The organism is Blastochloris tepida (genome assembly GCF_003966715.1).
Lineage (GTDB): Bacteria > Pseudomonadota > Alphaproteobacteria > Rhizobiales > Xanthobacteraceae > Blastochloris > Blastochloris tepida.
On the sequence record NZ_AP018907.1, the window covers coordinates 3,237,477 to 3,258,331 of the forward strand.

The window sequence follows — 20,855 nt, forward strand, 5'->3', positions numbered from 1 at the left end:
CCCCGCATGGCCTCTCTCCGGTCCGGCGTGCGGCGAATCATGCGGTTTCCGGTCGATCCCCCCGGGATGCCGGAAGCGATTTCGCCGCCCCCCTGTTCGGAAAGGGGTTTTCGGCGAACGGACTGCGAGGCTCCGGCTTGATCGGCCGGATTTCGTATCATGCGCCCTCCGGGTGATCCCTTCGTGACCCCGGAACCGGACGCGCCGGATTTCATATCGGGTGCCAAGACACCCTGGAGGCTTCGACGATGCGGTTCGGCCAGAGGCCGGTTGGCCACATGCTTCTCACCCTGCTTGCGCTCTGGCCGGCGGCGGCCGTCGCCGCCGAACCGCTGCCGCTGCCGAGCGTCGATTTCGCCGCCCAGGGCACCTTCATCGGCGGCGGCACGCTGACCATCCGCCACCATGGCGGCATGCTGCGCACCGACATGGCCATTCCAGGCGCGCCGATGCCGATGACCGGCTATTTCGACCTCGCGACCCGCAAGGCGCTGATGGTGGCCTCGACCCCGGCCGGCCCGATGGCGATGGAGGTCAACCTTGCCGATCAGGCCGGTTATGGCGCGATGATCGGCACCGGCGTGCGCGAGGGACGCGACACGGTGGCCGGCGAGCCCTGCGACATCTGGCGCATCGAGACCAACCGCCCCGAGGAGCCGGTACGCTCCTGCATCACGTCCGACGGCATCGCGCTGCGCACCGACGCGGTGGTCGGCGGCAAGCCCCAGACCGTGTTCGAGATCACCGGCCTGACGCGCGGCGCCCAGAACCCAGACGATCTGCGCATGCCGCGCGACGTGCCGGTGATGCGCCTGCCGATGCCGCAGCCCGGCGCGCCGCGGCCCGCTCTGCCGGCACGCTGACCGCGATCCGGTCTTTGGACGATCGCTTCGGGGTCAACCGGAAACGGCCTCAAGCCCCGGGCGCAGCGCCGTCCCGCTTGCCGGGGCAGCCGGCATTGGTCGCTGCATTGGTCTCGTCGGAGGCACCGGCGCCGGCGCTCCGGAACGACAGCGCGTCGCGCAGGCCGCGGAAGCCGCCCAGCCAGATCTCGCGCGCCGCCAGCAGCACCAAAGCGACGGCGAACGGCATCAGATAGTAGAACACCCGAAACAGCAGGAGCGAAGCCAGGAGCTGCTCCTTGTCGAACACCGGCACGCCCCACTTGCCGCTGGTGAAGGCCACCAGCATGGCGGCATCGAACACGCCGATGCCGCCGGGGGTGTGGCTGGCGAAGCCGAGCAGGGTCGCGGTGATGAACACCACCGCCACGGTGATGAAGTCGGCGTCGGGGTGATCCGGCATCAGCACGAACATCGCCAGCGCGCAGCAGGTGAGATCGACCACGCCGATGACGATCTGCAGCAGCGTCGGGCCGCGCGCCGGCAGCGTGACGTACCAGCTGCCGCGGCCATAGATGCGCGGCTTGCGGCCGATCCAGATCACATAGGCCACCAGCCCGCACAGCGCGGCGACGGCGATGATGCGATTGACCACCGGCGGAAGCTGATCCACCGCCGAGGCGGCCTCGGGATGGATGAAGATGCCGATGCCCAGCACGGTGATGTTGCCGAGCCAGAAGGTGAGGCCGGCGACGAAGGCCAGCCGTGCGACGTCGAGCAGATTCAGGCCCCAGCCCGAATAGAGGCGATAGCGCACGGTGCCGCCGGTGAACACCGTGGCGCCGACATTGTGGCCGATCGAATAGCTGGAGAAGCCGGCCAGCGCCGCCACCCGGTAGGGGATGTGACCCTTGCCGATGGTGTGCAGGCCGAACCAGTCATAGAAGGTGAGCGTGAAATAGCCGAGCACGACGAACAGCCCGGCCAGCAGCAGCGCATGCACCGGCTTGCTGGTGAACGCCTCGCCCACCTCGGCGAAGTTGATGCCGTGCAGCATCTTCCACAGCACGTAGCAGGCAATGCCGAGAATGAGCACCGACAGGAAGAGCCCGAGGCGGTGCCAGCCGATCCGGTTACGCAGCAGATGGCCGACTCGACTCAACAAACTGCCGGCCATGCTCTCTCCCCGCTGCGGTCCACGCGAAACTGCCCGCACCCACGTCCGGACAAGCCGGCCGTCTGGGTAGCAGAGCCGCGCCGGGTCGAGAACATCAATTTTGCAGCACCCGTCGGCCGCCTCGCTCGGCGGACGCCTGCGGGCGCATGACCCAACGTCCGGCGGTCCCGTCGCCATCCCCGGACGGCCATCCCGCCGGAAATCGTCGTTCGGCCAGGAGGCGGCGATCGCAGGATGAAGGCCCGGCCCGCGGGCCGGGCCTTCGCCCGATCGATCGGATCAGTTCACCGTCTTGTCATACGGTTTCCGGTTGATCCCTTCGGGATACCGGAAACGGCCTCGCGGAAAATCCTCTGTTCGATAACGGGATTTTCGGCGACCGAATTACGGTTCTCCGGCCTTGAAGGCCGGAAACCGTATCAGTCGACGACCTGGACGGTGACCGGGGCGAGGCCCGCCGAGATCATGCCGATGCGCTGGGCCGCGGCCCGCGACAAGTCGATCACCCGGCCGCGCACATAGGGTCCGCGATCATTGATGCGGACGCGGACCGAGTTGCCATTGCGGTGATTGGTGACGCGCACCACCGTGCCGAGCGGCAGGGTGCGGTGGGCGGCGGTGAGAGCGTTGGGGTTGAAGCGCTCGCCATTGGCGGTGCGCTGGTCCTGCCAGTAGTAGGAGGCGACGCCGCGCTGGCCGCCCTGCGCCTTGCGGCCGCTGTCGGCGTCTGCGCGTTCGCCCGCGGCCGGCTGAGACTTGGCGACCTGCGTCTTGGTCGTTTGCTGTGTCGTTTGCGGCTTGGCGGGTTGCGTCTTGGCAGATTGCGTCTTGGCGCTCCACCCCTCGACGCTCGCCGCGGCCATGCCGGGGGCGACGACGCTGCCGGACGCAGCCAGGGCCGCAAGAACACCGGAGACCTTCAGCAACGCTCCTGTCCGTCTAAGCAACAGCTTCTCTCCTATACTCGATAGTTCACCATGGTTTTCTTCCAAACCAGCGGATGCCCGGGCAATATCCCTATGAATTTGACCATTATTCGAAGCCTTGGGCATAACCATGGAACAATCATGTCATCTATGAGTTTTCACATATCAGGCATAACATCATTCATTCTAAATCGTTTTTCGTGAAAACCCGGCAGCTATTCCATTGCGAATCTCTCGTTCCGGCTGCAGATCCCAGGATCATCCACAATGGACTTATCCCCATCCGGCCTGTTCGGGACGCGGGACGCCGGAGCCTGCAGGTTCTCATCACTCGACGCCCGGCGCGCAGGGCTTGCGGCCGTATCGTCTTGCCGACCTGGTTTGGGGCGAAACCGTGGGAGGGCCGCCCGGAGCGGGCGGGGGCGCGGCCAGCCCGCCGGTGCGGGGCGAGGCTGCAAGTTGAGGCTGCGGCGCTGGCGGCGACGTACTGGCAACTTGCACCGGCTGGCCGTTTCCGGCATATTGGCGCGGTCCGTTATGGATTCTCATCCGGGCCTGATCGGCCGCAGTTGAGAGTGGGCCCCGCCCCGGGACCCGCTCTTTTTTATTACCTGCGGTATGGCGGCCCGCGGGAGCAGCAATGAGTGTGATCGCCGCGGCCGATGAGCCGCGTTTCGCCACGGAGCAGGGGCTGGCCGCGCGCGTGGCCGCCATCGTCGAGCCGGTGCTGGGCGGCATCGGCCTCCGGCTTGTGCGCGTGCGCATCTCCGGCATGGCCGGCAAGACCGTGCAGATCATGGCCGAACGGCCGGACGGCACGATGACCATCGACGATTGCGAGGCGGCGAGCCAGGCGATCTCGCCGGCGCTCGACGTCGACGACCCGATCGAGGGCGCCTACCATCTGGAGGTATCCTCGCCCGGCATCGACCGGCCGCTGGTGCGCCGCAGCGATTTCGCCCGCTGGGCCGGCCACGTCGCCAAGATCGAGATGCGCCTGCCGCAGGCGCGCGGCCGCAAGCGCTTTCACGGCCTGATCAAGGGGCTGGAGGGCGACGCGGTGCGGCTGGAGCGCAGCGACGCCGGCGCGGAAGAGCCGGCGGAGGCGCTGCTGCCGATCGACGAGATCGGCGAGGCGCGGCTGGTGCTGACCGACGAGCTGATTGCGGACGCCCTGAAACGGGGACGCGCCGACGAGCCGGATGAACCGTCGGCCGACGAGCCCGTTCTTTCCAACGACGCCGACCGGGCGCCGCGCCGCGGCCCCGGGCGATTCAAACGCAAGGAGACCCACTGATGGCGACGGTCAGCGCCAATAGGCTGGAGTTGTTGCAGATCGCCGACGCCGTGGCGCGTGAGAAGGTGATCGACCGCTCCATCGTCATCGCGGCGATGGAGGATGCGATCCAGAAGGCCGCCCGCTCGCGCTACGGCAGCGAGACCGAGGTGCGCGCCGAGATCAATCCCAGGACCGGCGAGCTCCGGCTGTCGCGCCTCCTGCTGGTCGTCGATCAGGTCGACAACGACGCCACCCAGATCGCGGTCGAGGAAGCCCGGCGCAAGAACCCGGCGGCCCAGGTCGGCGACTACATCGCCGAGACGCTGCCGCCGCTCGAATATGGCCGCATCGCCGCCCAGTCGGCCAAGCAGGTGATCGTGCAGAAGGTGCGCGAGGCCGAGCGCGACCGCCAGTACCAGGAATTCAAGGACCGCATCGGCGAGATCGTCAACGGCGTGGTCAAGCGCGTCGAGTACGGCAACGTCATCGTCGATCTCGGCCGCGGCGAGGGCATCATCCGCCGCGACGAACTGCTGCCGCGCGAGGTGTTCCGCAATGGCGACCGGGTGCGCGCCTTCGTCTACGACGTGCGGCGCGAGGCCCGCGGCCCGCAGATCTTCCTGTCCCGCACCCACCCGCAGTTCATGGCCAAGCTGTTCGCCCAGGAGGTGCCGGAAATCTACGACGGCATCGTCGAGGTGAAGGCGGTGGCGCGCGACCCCGGCTCCCGCGCCAAGATCGCGGTGTCCTCGCGCGATTCCTCGGTCGATCCGGTCGGCGCCTGCGTCGGCATGCGCGGCTCGCGCGTGCAGGCGGTGGTCAACGAGCTGCAGGGCGAGAAGGTCGACATCATCCCCTGGAACCCGGACTTCGCCACCTTCATCGTCAATGCGCTGGCGCCGGCCGAGGTGGTCAAGGTGGTGCTCGACGAGGACCGCGAGCGCATCGAGGTGGTGGTGCCCGACCAGCAGCTGTCGCTGGCCATCGGCCGCCGCGGCCAGAACGTCCGCCTCGCCTCCCAGCTCACCGGCTGGGACATCGACATCCTCACCGAGCAGGAGGAGTCCGAGCGGCGCCAGAAGGAGTTCGCCGCCCGCACCCAGGCGTTCATGGAGGCGCTCGACGTCGACGAGATGGTCGGCCAGCTTCTGTCGTCCGAGGGCTTCAACTCGGTCGAGGAACTGGCCTATGTGCCGGTCGAGGAACTGGCCGGCATCGAGGGCTTCGACGAGGAGACCGCGACCGAGCTGCAGACCCGCGCCCGCGACTATCTCGCCCGCGTCGAGGCCGAGCTCGACGCCGAGCGCACGGCGCTGGGGGTCGAGGATGCCGTTCGCGAGGTGCCCGGCGTCACCACCAAGATGCTGGTGGCGCTCGGTAAGGCCGGCATCAAGACGGTCGAGGACCTCGCCGGCTGCGCCACCGACGACCTCCTCGGCTACACCGAGCGCCAGGACGGCGAGAGCGTCCACACGCCGGGCGCGCTCGACGGCTTCGATCTGACGCGCGAGGATGCCGAGACGCTGATCATGCAGGCCCGCTTGAAGGCCGGCTGGATCACCGAGGCCGACCTCGCCAAGCCCGAGCCCGAAGCGGCGGACGAGGCCGAGGCCGAAGCCGAAGCCGCCTCCGGCGCGCCGGAGGCGTGACGGAGAGCGCGCGTGCTGGCAGACCTCGACCCCGCCAATGCCGAGCCTGAGACCGATCGCGGCCCCCGCGACGGCCGGGCCGGACCGGTGCGCACCTGCATCGCCACCCGCCGCCAGGGCGCGCGGGATGCGATGCTGCGCTTCGTGGCCGGGCCGGACGGCACGGTGGTGCCCGACCTCGCCGCGCGCCTGCCGGGCCGCGGCGCCTGGGTCGGCCTCGGCCGCACCGCGGTCGAGACCGCGGTGAAGCGGCGGGCGTTCGCGCGGGCGTTCCGGCGCGAAGTGACGGTCGACCCGGCCCTGGCCGATCAGGTCGACCGGCTGCTGGAGCGGTCGGCGCTGGAGGCGCTGTCGCTGGCCAACAAGGCCGGCGCGGTGGTGGCGGGCTTTGCCAAGGTCGAGGCGGCGATTGCCGCGGGCGACGTGGCGGCGCTGATCCATGCGCGCGAGGCGGCCGATGACGGCGTTTCCCGGCTCGACCGGGCCTTGCGTGCGTCTTTGTCCGGATATGGGCCCGGAAATGCCCCAGATGGCGGAGAACTACCGATCCTCCGCCTGTTCACCGTCGAGCAATTGAGTTTGTCACTCGGGCGATCAAATGTGATACATGCAGCCGTGCTCGCTGGCGCGGCGGGCAGCGGGTTTCTCGCGCGAACAACTCGGCTCGGCCACTACCGCTCGGACGACCCGGCGGAGGCAGGCTTGCAGCAACCTTGCGTGCGATATTAGGACCAGGACCGGATGACCGAGACGAAGACCCCCGGCGACAAGACACTGAGCGTCTCGAAGACGCTGACTCTGAAGCGCCCCTCCGAGCAGGGCTTGGTGCGCCAGAGCTTCAGCCACGGGCGCACCAAGGCCGTGGTGGTGGAGAAGGTGAAGCGGCGATCGAGCCCCGGCGAGACCGGCGGCGGTGCCGCGCCGGCGACCCCGGCGAAGTCCACGTCGACGACGACGCCGCTGTCGACCAAGCCGCGCGTCGGTGGTCCGCCCGCCAGTCCGTCGGCCGGCACCCGCCCCTCCGGCGTGGTGCTGCGCACCCTCACCGAGGACGAGCGCGACGCCCGCACCCAGGCGCTGCAGGAAGCCCGCATCCGCGAGGCCGAGGAACGCCGCGCCGCCGTGGAAGAGGCGCGCCGCCGGGCCGAGCGCGAGGAAAAGGAGCGCGTCGAGCGCGAGGCTGCCGAAGCCCGCAAGCGCGAAGAGGATGCGCGCCGCGTCGCCGAGGAGGAGGCTCGCCGCAAGGCCGAGCAGGAAGCCCGCAAGCGCTTCGGCGAGGAAGAGGCCGCGCGCCGCAGCGCCGCAGCCGCCGCGCCCTCGACCACGTCCTCGCCCCAGCAGACCCCAGGTTCGCAGCGCCCGTCCTACCGGTCGGGCGGCGGCGCGGGTGGACCGCGTCCGGCCGGGACCGGAGGACCGCGCCCCGGCCCCGGTGGTGCGCCCGCGATCGCGCGTCCCGGCGGTGCCCCTGCCGGACGGCCGGGGGGCGAAGAAGAAGAGGAAGCCCGCAAGGTTCGCCGTCCCGGCGGCGGCGGCCCGGCCAAGCCGGCCATCCCGCCCAAAGCGCCCAAGGCCACGCCCGGCGAGGAGAAGCGCCGCGGTCGCCTGACCGTGGTCACCGCCTATCAGGAGGGCGAGCAGCGCGAACGCTCGGTGGCGGCCTTCCGCCGCCGCGTCCAGCGCATGACCGGCCACCGCCAGAGCGAAACCAAGGAGAAGATCTCGCGCGAAGTCGTCATCCCCGAGACCATCACCATCGCCGACCTGGCCAACCGCATGTCCGAACGTGCGGTCGACGTCATCAGGATGCTGATGCGCCAGGGCCAGATGGTGAAGATCAACGACGTCATCGACGCCGACACCGCCCAGCTCATCGCCGAGGAACTCGGCCATACGGTGAAGCGCGTCTCCGAGGCCGACGTCGAGGAGGGTCTGTTCGACGCGCCGGACGATCCGGACGCGCTGGAGTCGCGGCCGCCGGTGGTCACCATCATGGGCCACGTCGACCACGGCAAGACCTCGCTGCTCGACGCCATCCGGCAGGCCAATGTGGTGGCCGGCGAGGCCGGTGGCATCACCCAGCACATCGGCGCCTATCAGGTGACTTCGCCCACCGGCGGCAAGGTCACCTTCATCGACACGCCCGGCCACGCCGCCTTCACGGCGATGCGCGCCCGCGGCGCCAAGGTGACGGACGTGGTGGTGCTGGTGGTGGCGGCCGACGACGGCGTGATGCCGCAGACGGTCGAGGCCATCAATCACGCCAAGGCGGCCAAGGTGCCGCTGATCGTGGCGATCAACAAGATCGACAAGCCCGACGCCAAGCCCGAGCGCGTGCGCACCGAACTGCTGCAGCACTCGATCGTGGTCGAATCGATGGGCGGCGACACGCTCGAGGTCGAGGTGTCGGCCAAGCAGAAGATCAATCTCGACAAGCTGCTCGAGGCGATCTCGCTGCAGGCCGAGGTGCTCGACCTCAAGGCGAACCCCGAGCGCGCCGCCGAGGGCACGGTGATCGAGGCCAAGCTCGACCGCGGCCGCGGCCCGGTGGCGACCGTGCTGGTGCAGCGCGGCACGCTGCGGGTGGGCGACATCGTGGTGGCCGGCGCCGAATGGGGCCGCGTCCGCGCGCTGGTCGCCGACACCGGCACCCAGGTCGACGATGCCGGACCGTCCTTCCCGGTCGAGGTGCTGGGCTTCAACGGCACCCCGGAAGCCGGCGACCGCCTTGCGGTGGTCGAGAACGAGGCGCGCGCCCGCGAGATCGCCGACTATCGCGCCCGTCAGCGCCGCGAGAAGGCGGCGGCCAAGGTCACCGGCCGCGGCTCGCTGGCCGAGATGATGAAGGAGCTGAAGGCCGGCGCCGGCCGCAAGGAGTTCACGCTCCTGGTCAAGGCCGACGTGCAGGGCTCGCTGGAGGCCATCGTCGGCTCGCTCGACAAGCTCGGCACCGACGAGGTGGTGGCCCGCGTCGTCCATTCCGGCGTCGGCGGCATCAGCGAGTCCGACGTCACGCTGGCGGCGGCCTCGGGGGCGGCGATCATCGGCTTCAACGTGCGCGCCCACAAGGAAGCGCGCGAGGCGGCCGAGCGCGCCGGCATCGAGATCCGCTACTACAACATCATCTACGACCTCGTGGATGACGTGAAGCAGGCGATGAGCGGCCTCCTGCCGCCCACCGTGCGCGAGATCATGCTCGGCAATGCGCTGGTGCTGGAGGTGTTCAACATCACCAAGGTCGGCAAGATCGCCGGCTGCCGCGTCACCGACGGCACGGTCGAGCGCGGCGCCCATGTCCGCCTCATCCGCGACAATGTCGTCATCCACGAAGGCAAGCTCAGCCAGCTCAAGCGCTTCAAGGACGACGCCAAGGAAGTCCTCGCCGGCCAGGAATGCGGCATGGCGTTCGAGAACTACCAGGACATGCGCGCCGGCGACGTGATCGAGTGCTACCGCGTCGAGACGGTGAAGCGCTCGCTGTGACGCTGATCTGATCCCCGTTCTGCGCCGCCCGGGCCACTGGCCCGGGCGCCCGAACCGCGACGGCTTGGCCGTGCGCGGCCAAAGGCATCCCCATGGCCATGTCCCGAAACCGCCCTGACAGCTCACAAGCGGGTCCGTCGCAGCGCCAGCTGCGGGTGGCCGAACTGGTGCGGCACGCGATCGCCGAAATCCTGGCGCGCGGCGAGATCGCCGACCCGGTGATCTCAAGCCACATGATCACCGTGCCCGAGGTGCGCATGTCGCCCGACATGCGGCTTGCCACGATCTATGTCGTCGCGCTCGGCGGCAAGGACGAGACGGCCGTGCTCAAGGCCTTGGAAGCCCACCACAAGTTCATCCGCACCGAGATCGCCCACCGGGTCAATCTGCGCTACGCCCCCGACATCCGCTTCCGCCGCGACGACCGGTTCGAGGAGGCCGAGCGCATCGACCGCCTGCTGCGCTCGCCCGAGGTGGCGCGCGATCTCGATGCTTCCGAAACGACCGACGAGTCCGACGAGGAGACCAGGTCTTGAACGCTCCGCGCCGCATCAAACGCGATGTCGATGGCTGGCTCATTCTCGACAAGCCGGTCGGCATGACGTCGACGCACGCCGTGTCGATCGTCAAGCGCGCCTTCCAGGCCAAGAAGGCCGGCCATGCCGGCACGCTCGATCCGCTCGCCTCCGGCGTGCTGCCGATCGCGCTGGGCGAGGCCACCAAGACGGTGCCGATGGTGATGGACGGCCGCAAGGCCTACCGCTTCACCGTGCGCTGGGGCGTTGAGACCGATACCGACGACGCCGAGGGCCGCGCCATCGCCACCTCCGACGTCCGCCCCGACCCGGCGGCGGTCAAGGCGCTGCTGCCGCGCTTCACCGGCGAGATCGCCCAGGTGCCACCGCGCTTCTCGGCGATCAAGATCGACGGCGAACGCGCCTACGACCTCGCCCGCGAGGGCGAGGAGGTGGTGCTGGCGGCGCGCCCGGTGATCATCGACAGCCTGGAGCTGGTGTCGGTGCCCGACCGCGACCATGCCGAGTTCGAGGCGATCTGCGGCAAGGGCACCTATGTGCGCGCGCTCGCCCGCGACATCGGCCGGGCGCTCGGCACCCATGGCCATGTGGTGGCGCTGCGGCGCATGTCGGTCGGCCCGTTCCAGGCCGAGACGGCAGTGCAGGTCGCGCCGCTGGAGGCGTTGTTCGACGCCGAGCCCGAGGCCCGGCTCGCCGCCCAGACGGCGCTGCTGCAGCCGGTCGCCTCGGCCTTGACCCAGCTCGTCTGCATCCCGGTGAGCCACAATGACGCGGCGCGGCTGCACCGCGGCCAGCCGGTGCTGCTGCGCGGGCGCGACGCGCCGGTGATGGAGGGCCTCGTCTACGTCACCGCCGGCGGCAATCTCGTTGCATTGGCCGACGTCGAGCAGGGCGAGCTGGTGCCGAAGCGGGTGTTCAAGCTCGCCGGCGCGCGGACGTGAAACCAACGGCCAGCTTCGCTGCCGTTGGTGTGACGCGGGTTCCCGGTCATTTGCCGCACTGTCGCGAAGATGTTATACGCGCCCCCTCGGGTCTGCCCGAAGGGGCACGACACGGCTGGACGACATCCCGGCCGTTGCCGCCCGGGCGGAGGACGCCACCCGATTGCGTCATCCGCCATTGTTTTCCCTGAAGATAGAAAGGACTGCCCGATGTCGATCACAGCCGAGCGCAAGGCTCAGCTCATCAAGGACTACGCCACCAAGCCGGGCGACACCGGCTCGCCCGAGGTCCAGATCGCGGTGCTCACCGAGCGCATCGTCAACCTGACCGAGCACTTCAAGAGCCACGTCAAGGACAACCATTCCCGTCGCGGGCTTCTGAAGATGGTGTCGCAGCGCCGGTCGCTGCTCGATTACGTCAAGGCCAAGGACGAGCAGCGCTATCGCTCGCTGATCGAGCGGCTCGGCATCCGCCGCTGAGGCGGCGCCGTCCGGCCCTCTGGGCCGGACGCCCGACCGGAGGCCGCGCCAGCCTGCGCGGCCGCCGCAGGCGGAGGGCAATGGGGCCCTCCCGGCGGATGAAGCCCGGCAGGCCGCCATTGCGGGCCGGGTGCGTTTCATCCGCGATTTCAAAAGCAAAGGCAGACAAGCCGGGTGCCGCAAGGCGTGCGTGCCCGGACGGGGATCTGCCAGGATGTTCACCCGTGACGAAAGCCATCGGCAGGATCGCCGGATGCTGTGGTGCGCAGGAGCTCCCGCTCCGCGACACAGCCTCTCGCCGTCTTGCTCGTGGCTTTCGCGCGGCCGAAAGTCATGGAGACAGACCGAATGTTCGAAATCCATCGTGAAGAGCTGATCTGGGCGGGCCGCAAGCTGACGCTCGAGACCGGCAAGATGGCCCGCCAGGCCGACGGCGCCGTCGTCGTCACCTATGGCGAGACCAAGGTGCTCGCCACCGTGGTGTCGATGAAGGAGCCGAAGCCGGGCGTCGACTTCTTCCCGCTCACCGTCAATTACCAGGAGAAGTTCTACGCCGCGGGCCGCATCCCCGGCGGCTTCTTCAAGCGCGAAGGCCGCCCCACCGAGCGCGAGACGCTGATCTCCCGCCTGATCGACCGGCCGATCCGCCCGCTGTTCCCCGATGGCTACCGCAACGACACGCAGGTGGTGGTGACCACCCTGTCGCACGACCTGGAGACCGATCCCGACATCCCGGCGATGATCGGCGCCTCGGCGGCGCTGACGATCTCGGGGATTCCGTTCATGGGCCCGGTCGGCGCGGCGCGCGTCGGCTACATCAACAACGAGTTCGTGCTCAACCCGCAGCTCGACGAGATGAGCGAGTCCAAACTCGAACTCGTGGTCGCCGGCACTGCCGACGCCGTGCTGATGGTGGAATCGGAAGCCAAGGAGCTGCCCGAGGACGTCATGCTCGGCGCGGTGATGTTCGGCCACAAGCACTTCCAGCCGGTGATCGACGCCATCATCCGCCTCGCCGAGAAGGCGGCCAAGGAGCCGCGGGATCTGACGGTGTCGGACTCCACCGACCTTGAGAACGCCATCCTGGCGCTGGTCGAGGGCGACCTGCGCGACGCCTACCGCACCCCGGCCAAGCAGGAGCGCCACGACAAGGTCGACGCCGCCCGCGCCAAGGTGGTCGCGGCGCTGCTGCCGGAAGGCGGCGAGGCGCGCTGGACCGCCTCGCAGGTCAAGGAGGCGTTCAAGACCGTCGAGGCCAAGATCGTCCGCTGGAGCATCCTCGACACCGGCATCCGCATTGACGGCCGCGACGTGAAGACGGTGCGCCCGATCGTCGCCGAGGCCGGCGTGCTGCCGCGCGCCCACGGCTCGGCGCTGTTCACCCGCGGCGAGACCCAGGCGCTGGTGATCGCCACGCTCGGCACCGGCGAGGATGAGCAGTTCATCGATGCGCTGGAGGGGACCTACAAGGAATCCTTCATGCTGCACTACAACTTCCCGCCGTTCTCGGTCGGCGAGACCGGCCGCATGGGCTCGCCCGGGCGGCGTGAGGTCGGCCACGGCAAGCTGGCGTGGCGCGCCATCCACCCGATGCTGCCGCCGCACCACGACTTCCCCTACACCATCCGCGTGGTGTCCGAGATCCTCGAGTCGAACGGCTCGTCGTCGATGGCCACCGTGTGCGGCACGTCGCTGGCGCTGATGGACGCCGGCGTGCCGCTGCGCCGTCCCACCGCCGGCATCGCCATGGGCCTGATCCTGGAGGGCGAGCGCTTCGCGGTGCTCACCGACATCCTGGGCGACGAGGACCATCTCGGCGACATGGACTTCAAGGTGGCCGGCACGTCCGAGGGCGTGACCTCGCTGCAGATGGACATCAAGATCGCCGGCATCACCGAGGAGATCATGCGCGTCGCCCTCGACCAAGCGAAGGGCGGGCGCCTGCACATCCTCGGCGAGATGGCCAAGGCGCTGACCAGCGCCCGCGCCGAGCTCGGCGAGCACGCCCCGCGCATCGAGGTGATGCACATCCCGGTCGACAAGATCCGCGAGGTCATCGGCTCGGGCGGCAAGGTCATCCGCGAGATCGTCGAGAAGACCGGCGCCAAGATCGACATCCAGGACGACGGCACGGTCAAGATCGCCTCGGCCAACGGCGAGTCGATCCGCGCGGCGATGAACTGGATCAAGTCGATCGCCTCTGAGCCGGAAGTCGGCGTGATCTATGACGGCACGGTGGTGAAGACCACCGACTTCGGCGCCTTCGTCAACTTCTTCGGCTCGCGCGACGGCCTCGTGCATATCAGCCAGCTCGCGCCGAAGCGGGTGCAGAAGGTCACCGACGTCGTCAAGGAAGGCGACAAGGTCAAGGTGAAGCTCCTCGGCTTCGACGAGCGCGGCAAGGTGCGCCTGTCGATGAAGGTGGTCGATCAGGAGACCGGCGAGGACATCGAGGCCAAGATCAAGGCCGAGGCCGAAGCCCAGGCGCAGGGCGAGGCCGGCGCGGCCGAGTGAACTGACCTTCCGAAGGTGCGAAGATTGAAGGGCGGCCCTTTGGCCGCCCTTTTTCATTGGTCCGGTGACGATCCACCGGCGCGAGGCTTGTCGGCCGCGCCGCGAAACGCTACCTCCGCAGCAACGAGGTCCGCTCATGATCCGTTTCCTGATCCGTCTTGCCGGATTCCTGCTGCTCGCCGGGGGGTTCGCCTCGCTGGTCATCGACGGCACCCGCTCGATCGCCGTCTCGGCGGTGACCGTCACCCGCGCCGGTGACGCGTGGTATGCGCTGTCGCCCTCGACGCTCAATCTCGTGCAGGCTGCGACCGAACGCTACGCCGCACCCTGGCTGTGGGATCCGCTGCTGGTGAGCGTGCTGTTCGTGCCGGTGTTCCTGCTGCTCGGCGGCCTCGGCTTCCTGCTGCTGGTGATCGGCCGTCAGCCCGCGGCACCGATCGGCTGGTCGTCGCGCGACTGAGCCGGACCGCCAGCCCCTCGCCTCCTCGCGATTTGTTGACCGCTGCGGTGATCGCAGCCCGGCGGATGCGCGCCCATATGCCGGTGGACGCGACACGAACGCCGGGCGGGCAGGCCTGCGTTCGGCGGCGCGCCCGCCGGAAATCTCCCCCGCATGCGGATTTCCGGTGACAGTCGGATCCGGGAGACCGAGGATTGGTCTCCCGGATCCCGTGTTCCCCTTCGTTTCCGGCTGATCCTCTCGGAATCCCGGAAACAATGTCGCCGACTCCCCTGTTCGAGAACGGGTCGTTCGGCGATCGGAATACGGATCGAAGGGCCTGCGGGACGGAAACCCTTTCGGGAGCTGCCGATGTTTCCCTTCAAGATCGCCTCCGCCTTGCCCGGCGCGCACGAGGCCTTGCCCGGCCGCCTCGTCCCGATCGACACGGCCGAGCGCCACGCCGTCTCGGGACGGCCGCTGAAGGGGCCCTACCCGGCGGGGTTCGAGTCCGCGGTGTTCGGGCTCGGCTGCTTCTGGGGCGCCGAACGCAAGTTCTGGCAGATTCCCGGCGTGTGGGTGACCGCGGCCGGCTATGCCGGCGGCCACACCCCCAATCCCACCTATCGCGAGGTCTGCACCGGCCGAACCGGCCATGCCGAGGTGGTGCTGGTGGTGTTCGACCCCGCCCGCGTGTCCTACGACACGCTGCTCAAGACCTTCTTCGAGGCGCACGATCCGACCCAGGGCATGCGCCAGGGCAATGACGTCGGCACCCAGTACCGCTCGATGATCCAGGTCGCCGATGCCGGCCAGCGCGCCCAGGCGGAGGCCGCCCAGCGCGCCTACGCGGCGACGCTGGCGCAGCACCGCTTCGGCCCGATCACCACCGAGATCGCCCCGCGCGGCCCGTTCTATTTCGCCGAGGCCGACCACCAGCAGTATCTCGCCAAGAACCCGGCCGGCTATTGCGGCCTGGGCGGCACCGGCGTGAGCTGCCCGGTGGGCGAGGCGGCCGGCGCCGCCTGACGAAAATCCGCGCGTGTCAGCGGCTCCACGCTCAGCGTTCGGGGCCGTTGCCATGATCCGGTTTCGGCGCGGGCCTTCCGGGTTTCCTGAAACGGCTTCAAGCTTGCCCTGTGCCGGGCCGCCATGGCATCAACCTTACCGGTTGCCGGGGATCGCGGCGCGATCTGCCGGACAACCACATGATGCGACAGGCGGAGGGGCGGGATGCTTGAGAAGCCGATCGAAAAGACGATCTTCTTCAGCCGCTGGCTGATGGTGCCGTTCTATCTCGGCCTGCTGGTCAGCCTCGCGGTGCTGGTCGTCACCTTCGTCAAGGAGCTCGGCCACCTTCTCGCCCACGCCTTCGACGCCACCGAGGCCGACATCATTCTCGGCGTGCTGGCGCTGATCGACCTGTCGCTCGCCGCCAATCTGGTGCTGATCGTGGTGTTCTCCGGCTATGAGAACTTCGTTTCCAAGATCGACGCCACCGGCCATCCCGACTGGCCGGACTGGATGACCAAGGTCGATTTCCCCGGCCTGAAGCAGAAGCTGATGGCCTCGATCGTGGCGATCTCGGCGATCCAGCTTCTCAAGGCGTTCATGCACATCGACACCTCCGCCGCCGGCACCTTCAACAGCGAATCGCTGATGTGGCTGGTGATCGTGCACATGGTGTTCGTGGTCTCCGGCGTCATCCTGGCCTGGACCGACGCCATCGGCTCGAAGGGCCACGGCGACGCCGGCGACGCACACTGACCAGACCGCCGCCGAGGAGGGGCCCATGCTGATGCGAAACCGATCCCTGGCTGCACTTCTGATCCTCGCAGCTTCCGTCTCCGGGGCGGCGGCGGAGACGACCGCGCGCGAGGCGCTGCGCGAGGCCTGCAGCGCCGACTTCAAGACCTTCTGCGCCACCGTGACACCGGGCGGCGGGCGCATCCTGCGCTGCCTTCAGGACAACCGCGAAAAGCTCTCCGACGCCTGCCGCGCCGCACTCGCGGCGGCCAAGCCGGCGCGATAGCGCGTCTCCCGCAAGACGAACCAAGCTTGGCCGCCCATGCCGGATTTCGTGTCATTTCGGCCCCGACGAGGGCGGGCAGCTCAGATTGGCCGCCATCTGCATCAGCACCGCCAGGAACGCCCGCGTCTGCACCTCGCCGAGGCCGCGCGCGGCGAGGCGGTTGACCTCGTGGGCGGCGGCAACGGCAGGCGCCTGCACCGCGCGGCCGCGCTCGGTCAGCCGCACCAGAGCGCGGCGGCGGTCCTCGGGGTCGGCGGCGCGCGCGATCAGGCCGTCGCGTTCCATGCGCGAGAGCGCCTGCGCCATGGTCGGCTGCTCGACCCGCACGATCCGCACCAGCTCGGCCTGCGCCAGCCCGTCGCGCTCCCACAGCGCCAGCAGCACCGGAAACTGGCCGGTGGTGAGGCCGAGCGGCGCGATGCGCTCGGCCAGCGCCCGCTCGAACAGCCGCGCCACCAGATTGACCATGTAGCCGCAGGATTCGTAGCGCCACGGCAGCACCTCGGCCTCTGGGCCGGGGCAGGTTTCGGGGCCGGTCTCGGCGGATTGGGGTTCGGGTTTCGCCATCGAAGGTCTCCGGGCCGCGATTGGATTGACTTAACATAGGATCCTATGCAATAAAAGATAGGATCCTATCAAAAGACCGCCGCTTGCGGCACCGACACATGCGCCAGGGAGATCGCCATGACCACCACCAACCCCAACACCACCGACCCCGCCGGAACCGCGGCCACGCTCGACCGCTCCGACATGCCGCCGCTCTTGCGCCTCATCCACCCCGTCGCCGGGGCGGTGGCGCTCCTCACCATCGCCACCTTCTGGATTTCGACGGTCGCGGTCGAGGCGCTGGGCACCCCCGCCGATGTCGCCCGGCTGAAGAATGCGATCCTGTGGGGCATGCTGGTGCTCGTGCCGGCGATCGCGATTGCCGGTGCCTCCGGCATGCGCCTGGGCCGCACCTCGCTCCACCCGCTGATCGAGGCCAAGCAGAGCCGCATGCCGATCATCGCGCTGAACGGCCTCCTGGTGCTGGTGCCGGCGGCGTTCTTCCTCGCCGACCGCGCCGCGGCGGGCATGCTGGATCAGGTGTTCTACACCGTGCAGGCGATCGAACTGGCCGCTGGTGCGTTCAACTTCTACCTGATCGTGCTGGCGATGCGCGACGGCTTCCAGCTCTCCGGCCGCTTCGGCTTCCTGACCGCCGGGCGCTGAGCGCCGCCGCCACGTCCACCCCGGCCAGCGAAATCCGGCCGGCGGCTTCGGGTTTCCGCGACGTCTCTGAGACCAACGGCCCCAGACGCTGATGCGTGGGGCCGTTGGCCCTCGCGGATTTTCTTTCGGAAAATCAACGATTTCGCGAAAGTCCGCCAGCGGAACCAACGGTCCGCGTCCGCGGCCGTTGGTATGATTTCCGGAACGAAAATCCGAATGGATGCCCTGCTAGTGTCAACGGCCCCACGCCTCGGCGTTCGGGGCCGTTCGTATGATGCGCTCAGAGCGGTGCTTCAGGGGCCCGCCGTTACACCGGCCCGCGCTCGGCGATGAGGCGGGCCAGCGAGGCCCGCAACTCGGGAATGCCGGCGCCGGTGCGGCTGGAGGTCACGAGGATCTCCGGAAACGCTGCCGGGTGCTTGGCCAGCGCCGCCGTCACCTTGGCGACGGTGTCGGCCAGCGCCGACGCCTTGGTGTCGTCGGCCTTGGTCAGCACCACCTGATAGGACACCGCGGCGCGGTCGAGCGTATCCAGCACCGGGGCGTCGGTGTCCTTGAGCCCATGGCGGGCGTCGATCAGCACCAGCACGCGGGCGAGGTTGGCGCGGCCGCGCAGGAAATCGTGGATCAGCCCGGTCCAGGCAGCCACCTTGTCCTTGGCCACCGCGGCATAGCCGTAGCCGGGCATGTCGACCATCGTCAGCGCGCCGCCGGCCGAGAAGAAGATCAGCTCCTGCGTGCGGCCCGGCGTGTGCGAGGTGCGGGCGAGCGCATTCTGCCCGACCAGCGCGTTGATCAGGCTCGACTTGCCGACATTGGAGCGGCCGGCGAAGGCGACCTCAAGCCCGGCCATTGCCGGCAGCGAGGCGAGCGAACTCGCGGCGGTCGCGAACCCCCAGGGGGCGGCGAACATCCGCCGACCGGTCTCGATTTCGTCGGGCGAGAACGGCTTGACGCTGGACATATCGGGCCTTTGGCTCTCGCTTGTCAGTCGGACCCGGCGACACAGGGTCCATTCAACCGAAATCCCGGCGCGGCGTGCGGCGCCGGCCGGGACTTTGGGGAGGGAGAAACGCGGCGCCGCCTCAGCTCGACGCCGGCTTCTTCTTGTCCGATGCCGGCTTCTTGACCGACTTCTTGAGGTTGTCCCACAGCTCGACCTTGACCCCGTGCTTGCGCATGATGACGTACTGCTGGGCCAGCGACAGGAAGTTGTTCCAGGTCCAGTAGATCACCAGCCCCGCCGGGAAGCTCGCCAGCATGAAGGTGAACAGCACCGGCATCCAGGCGAAGATCATCTGCTGCGTCGGGTCGGGCGGCGGCGGGTTCATCTTCATCTGGACCCACATCGTCACGCCCATGATGATCGGCCAGGCACCGAGCATCAGGAAGGCCGGCGGCGCCCACGGGATCAGCCCGAACAGGTTGAAGATGGTGGTCGGATCGGGCGCCGCGAGATCGTGGATCCAGCCGTAGAACGGCGCGTGCCGCATCTCGATGGTGACGAACAGCACCTTGTAGAGCGCGAAGAACACCGGGATCTGGATCAGCACCGGCCAGCAGCCGGCCAGCGGGTTGATCTTCTCCTTGCGGTAAAGCTCCAGCATCGCCTGCTGCAGCTTCATCTTGTCGTCGCCGTAGCGCTCCTTGATCGCCAGCAGCTGCGGCTGGACCGCCTTCATCTTGGCCAGCGAAGCGTAGGACTTGTTCGCCAGCGGGAAGAAGATGATCTTGATGAACACCGTGACGATGAGGATGGCGAGGCCGAAGTTGCCGACCATCTTGTAGAAGAAGTCCAGCGCGTAGAACAGCGGCTTGGTGATGAAGTAGAACCACCCCCAATCGATCAACAGCTCGAAGCGCTTGATGCCGAGATTGACCTCGTAGCCGTCGACGACCTGCACCTCCTTGGCGCCGGCGAACAGCCGGCCGACCACCTCGGCGGTGGCGCCGGGAGCGACGGTGACCGAATCCGACAGGAAGTCGGTCTGATAGGTCTTGAGCGCGCCGAGTTGGCCGGCGGAGAAGCGCGACTGCACCGGGCTCGCCTGATCCGGGATCAGGGTCGCCGCCCAGTACTTGTCGGTGATGCCGAGCCAGCCGCCGGTGGACTTCCAGGTCTTGGGGCTCTCGCCGGCGATGCTGGAATAGGTCACCTCCTGCAGGCCGTCGTCGCCGAACACGCCGATCAGACCCTCGTGCAGGATGTAGAAGCCGGAGGTGGGCGGCGTGCCGTGGCGCGAGATCAGGCCGTAATTGTAGAGGCTGACCGGCTCGCCGCCGCGGTTCTGGACCTGGTCGGTGACCGTGAACATGTAGCGGTCGTCGACCGCGATGGTGCGGCGGAAGACGAGGCCCTTGCCATTGTCCCAGGTGAGCACCAGCGGCTGGGCCTCGGTGAGCGGCCCCGAGGTGACGGGCGTCCAGTCCGTGGTCGGACCGGGCAGCGGGATCGCGCCGTTCGCCGGGCCGACCCAGCCGAACTCGGCATAGAACGGATGCTCGGAGCCCGACGGCGACAGCAGAACGATGTTCGGGCTCTTGGGGTCGACCGTCTCGTGATAGTTCAGCAGCGACAGATCGTCGATGCGGCCGCCGCGCAGATTGACCGAGCCCCGCAGGCGGCCGGTCTCGATGGCGACGCGCGGGCTGGCGGCAAGCGCCGCGGCGCGGTCGACCGCCGGGGTGGTGGTGGCGCCCGGCGGCGTGGCGCCGGAGGCGGGCACGGGCGGCTGGCCCGGCTGGGCGGCCGGCTGCGGCGCGCCCTGGGGTGTTCCCTGAGCGGCCGGCGCAGGCTGGGTCTGGCTGAGCTGGGCCTGCTGGGCGGCCTGACGCTGCTTTTCCGACTGCGGCACGCCGACAAAGTACTGCCAGGCCAGCAGCACGATGAGCGACAGGCCGATGGCCAGGCCCAGATTCTTGTTGTCATCGCTCATCGCGATCATCTCCGGTACGCGCCGGCGCCGCCCGGCCGGATCGACCGCGGCGGTCTGCGGCGTGGACGCGGCTGAGCGTCCGCGAAAACTCTCGGGCAAGCTCCGCGAACGGAGCGTTGATGGCGTCGCGCCGAGCCACGACGACATAATCGAAGCCCGCACGGGCGCCACCGCCCTCCTGGCGCACGATCGCGCGCAGGCGGCGGCGGATGCGGTTCCGCTCGACGGCGGTTCCGACCTTCTTGGTGATGGTCAGGCCGAACCGCGGACCGGCGGCGTCGCCACGGTCGCGGCTCTGTAGCACAAAGGCACCGGCATGGGCACGCGCGCCGCGCTGGGCGGCGAGAAAATCGGCGCGTTTCCGCAGGCGGTCCATCGCTGTCGACATCTGGCCCGTCATTCGCGGCCC

20 protein-coding genes are annotated in these 20,855 nt (G+C 68.9%); 14 read left to right on the forward strand and 6 right to left on the reverse strand.

The genetic code is table 11. The features are described from left to right. Positions 1-278: 278 nt before the first annotated feature. Positions 279-863: a hypothetical protein gene (locus tag BLTE_RS14665; RefSeq protein ID WP_126401394.1), complete on the forward strand. Its 585-nt coding sequence runs from the start codon at positions 279-281 to the stop codon at positions 861-863. Between the two features lie 49 nt (positions 864-912). Here the strand turns inward: BLTE_RS14665 and BLTE_RS14670 are convergent, their stop codons facing one another. Further along, on the reverse strand, positions 913-2,019 hold the full coding sequence (locus tag BLTE_RS14670) for a putative bifunctional lysylphosphatidylglycerol flippase/synthetase (protein ID WP_126401395.1): 1,107 nt from the start codon (positions 2,017-2,019) through the stop codon (positions 913-915). Positions 2,020-2,438: 419 nt separating this feature from the next. Beyond that, positions 2,439-2,966, reverse strand: coding sequence for a septal ring lytic transglycosylase RlpA family protein (locus BLTE_RS14675; protein WP_244600006.1), 528 nt, complete (start codon positions 2,964-2,966; stop codon positions 2,439-2,441). Positions 2,967-3,585: 619 nt separating this feature from the next. On the opposite strand from BLTE_RS14675, the gene rimP reads away from it, so the two are divergent. The 12 genes from rimP to BLTE_RS14735 all read left to right on the forward strand — a co-directional run bounded on the left by rimP (position 3,586) and on the right by BLTE_RS14735 (position 16,298). Continuing rightward, positions 3,586-4,242 carry a ribosome maturation factor RimP gene (rimP, locus tag BLTE_RS14680; RefSeq protein WP_126401397.1) on the forward strand — a complete coding sequence of 219 codons (657 nt, stop codon included), beginning with the start codon at positions 3,586-3,588 and terminating at the stop codon, positions 4,240-4,242. Continuing rightward, the gene (gene nusA, locus BLTE_RS14685) at positions 4,242-5,873 is read left to right on the forward strand and encodes a transcription termination factor NusA (RefSeq protein WP_126401398.1); all 1,632 of its coding nucleotides are present in this window, start codon (positions 4,242-4,244) and stop codon (positions 5,871-5,873) included. The genes rimP and nusA overlap by 1 nt, the downstream gene beginning before the upstream one ends. Before the next feature lie 12 nt (positions 5,874-5,885). Next, positions 5,886-6,602, forward strand: coding sequence for an RNA-binding protein (locus BLTE_RS14690; protein ID WP_244600007.1), 717 nt, complete (start codon positions 5,886-5,888; stop codon positions 6,600-6,602). Positions 6,603-6,614: 12 nt separating this feature from the next. Further along, the gene (infB, locus tag BLTE_RS14695) at positions 6,615-9,356 is read left to right on the forward strand and encodes a translation initiation factor IF-2 (RefSeq protein WP_126401399.1); all 2,742 of its coding nucleotides are present in this window, start codon (positions 6,615-6,617) and stop codon (positions 9,354-9,356) included. A gap of 98 nt (positions 9,357-9,454) precedes the next feature. Continuing rightward, entirely contained in the window at positions 9,455-9,892 is a 438-nt protein-coding gene (gene rbfA / locus BLTE_RS14700; RefSeq protein ID WP_126402231.1) for a 30S ribosome-binding factor RbfA, read from the forward strand. Further along, positions 9,889-10,833 (forward strand): tRNA pseudouridine(55) synthase TruB, encoded by a 945-nt coding sequence (gene truB / locus BLTE_RS14705; protein WP_126401400.1) that lies wholly within the window; start codon positions 9,889-9,891, stop codon positions 10,831-10,833. The genes rbfA and truB overlap by 4 nt, the downstream gene beginning before the upstream one ends. 210 nt (positions 10,834-11,043) lie before the next feature. Continuing rightward, a complete protein-coding gene (rpsO, locus tag BLTE_RS14710) occupies positions 11,044-11,313 on the forward strand; it encodes a 30S ribosomal protein S15 (RefSeq protein WP_126401401.1) in 270 nt (89 codons plus the stop codon). A gap of 348 nt (positions 11,314-11,661) precedes the next feature. Next, positions 11,662-13,827, forward strand: a complete 2,166-nt coding sequence (gene pnp, locus BLTE_RS14715) for a polyribonucleotide nucleotidyltransferase (RefSeq protein WP_126401402.1) — start codon at positions 11,662-11,664, stop codon at positions 13,825-13,827. Between the two features lie 136 nt (positions 13,828-13,963). Beyond that, positions 13,964-14,287 carry a hypothetical protein gene (locus tag BLTE_RS14720; protein ID WP_126401403.1) on the forward strand — a complete coding sequence of 108 codons (324 nt, stop codon included), beginning with the start codon at positions 13,964-13,966 and terminating at the stop codon, positions 14,285-14,287. A 351-nt stretch (positions 14,288-14,638) separates the two neighbouring features. Beyond that, positions 14,639-15,295, forward strand: a complete 657-nt coding sequence (gene msrA / locus BLTE_RS14725) for a peptide-methionine (S)-S-oxide reductase MsrA (protein ID WP_126401404.1) — start codon at positions 14,639-14,641, stop codon at positions 15,293-15,295. Between the two features lie 204 nt (positions 15,296-15,499). Continuing rightward, positions 15,500-16,033, forward strand: coding sequence for a TIGR00645 family protein (locus BLTE_RS14730; protein WP_126401405.1), 534 nt, complete (start codon positions 15,500-15,502; stop codon positions 16,031-16,033). Between the two features lie 25 nt (positions 16,034-16,058). Beyond that, on the forward strand, positions 16,059-16,298 hold the full coding sequence (locus BLTE_RS14735) for a cysteine rich repeat-containing protein (protein WP_244600008.1): 240 nt from the start codon (positions 16,059-16,061) through the stop codon (positions 16,296-16,298). A gap of 51 nt (positions 16,299-16,349) precedes the next feature. Here the strand turns inward: BLTE_RS14735 and BLTE_RS14740 are convergent, their stop codons facing one another. Beyond that, complete coding sequence (locus tag BLTE_RS14740; protein WP_126401406.1) at positions 16,350-16,865, reverse strand: MarR family winged helix-turn-helix transcriptional regulator; 516 nt, start codon at positions 16,863-16,865, stop codon at positions 16,350-16,352. A gap of 117 nt (positions 16,866-16,982) precedes the next feature. Between BLTE_RS14740 and BLTE_RS14745 the strand changes: the two genes are divergently transcribed. Then, on the forward strand, positions 16,983-17,510 hold the full coding sequence (locus BLTE_RS14745) for a hypothetical protein (RefSeq protein WP_342211497.1): 528 nt from the start codon (positions 16,983-16,985) through the stop codon (positions 17,508-17,510). A 307-nt stretch (positions 17,511-17,817) separates the two neighbouring features. Here the strand turns inward: BLTE_RS14745 and yihA are convergent, their stop codons facing one another. From yihA to rnpA, 3 genes are all read right to left on the reverse strand, one after another. Further along, complete coding sequence (yihA, locus tag BLTE_RS14750) at positions 17,818-18,474, reverse strand: ribosome biogenesis GTP-binding protein YihA/YsxC (RefSeq protein ID WP_126401407.1); 657 nt, start codon at positions 18,472-18,474, stop codon at positions 17,818-17,820. A 121-nt stretch (positions 18,475-18,595) separates the two neighbouring features. Further along, on the reverse strand, positions 18,596-20,446 hold the full coding sequence (yidC, locus tag BLTE_RS14755; protein WP_126401408.1) for a membrane protein insertase YidC: 1,851 nt from the start codon (positions 20,444-20,446) through the stop codon (positions 18,596-18,598). Continuing rightward, entirely contained in the window at positions 20,436-20,822 is a 387-nt protein-coding gene (gene rnpA, locus BLTE_RS14760; RefSeq protein ID WP_126401409.1) for a ribonuclease P protein component, read from the reverse strand. The genes yidC and rnpA overlap by 11 nt, the downstream gene beginning before the upstream one ends. Between the last annotated feature and the right edge of the window lie 33 nt (positions 20,823-20,855).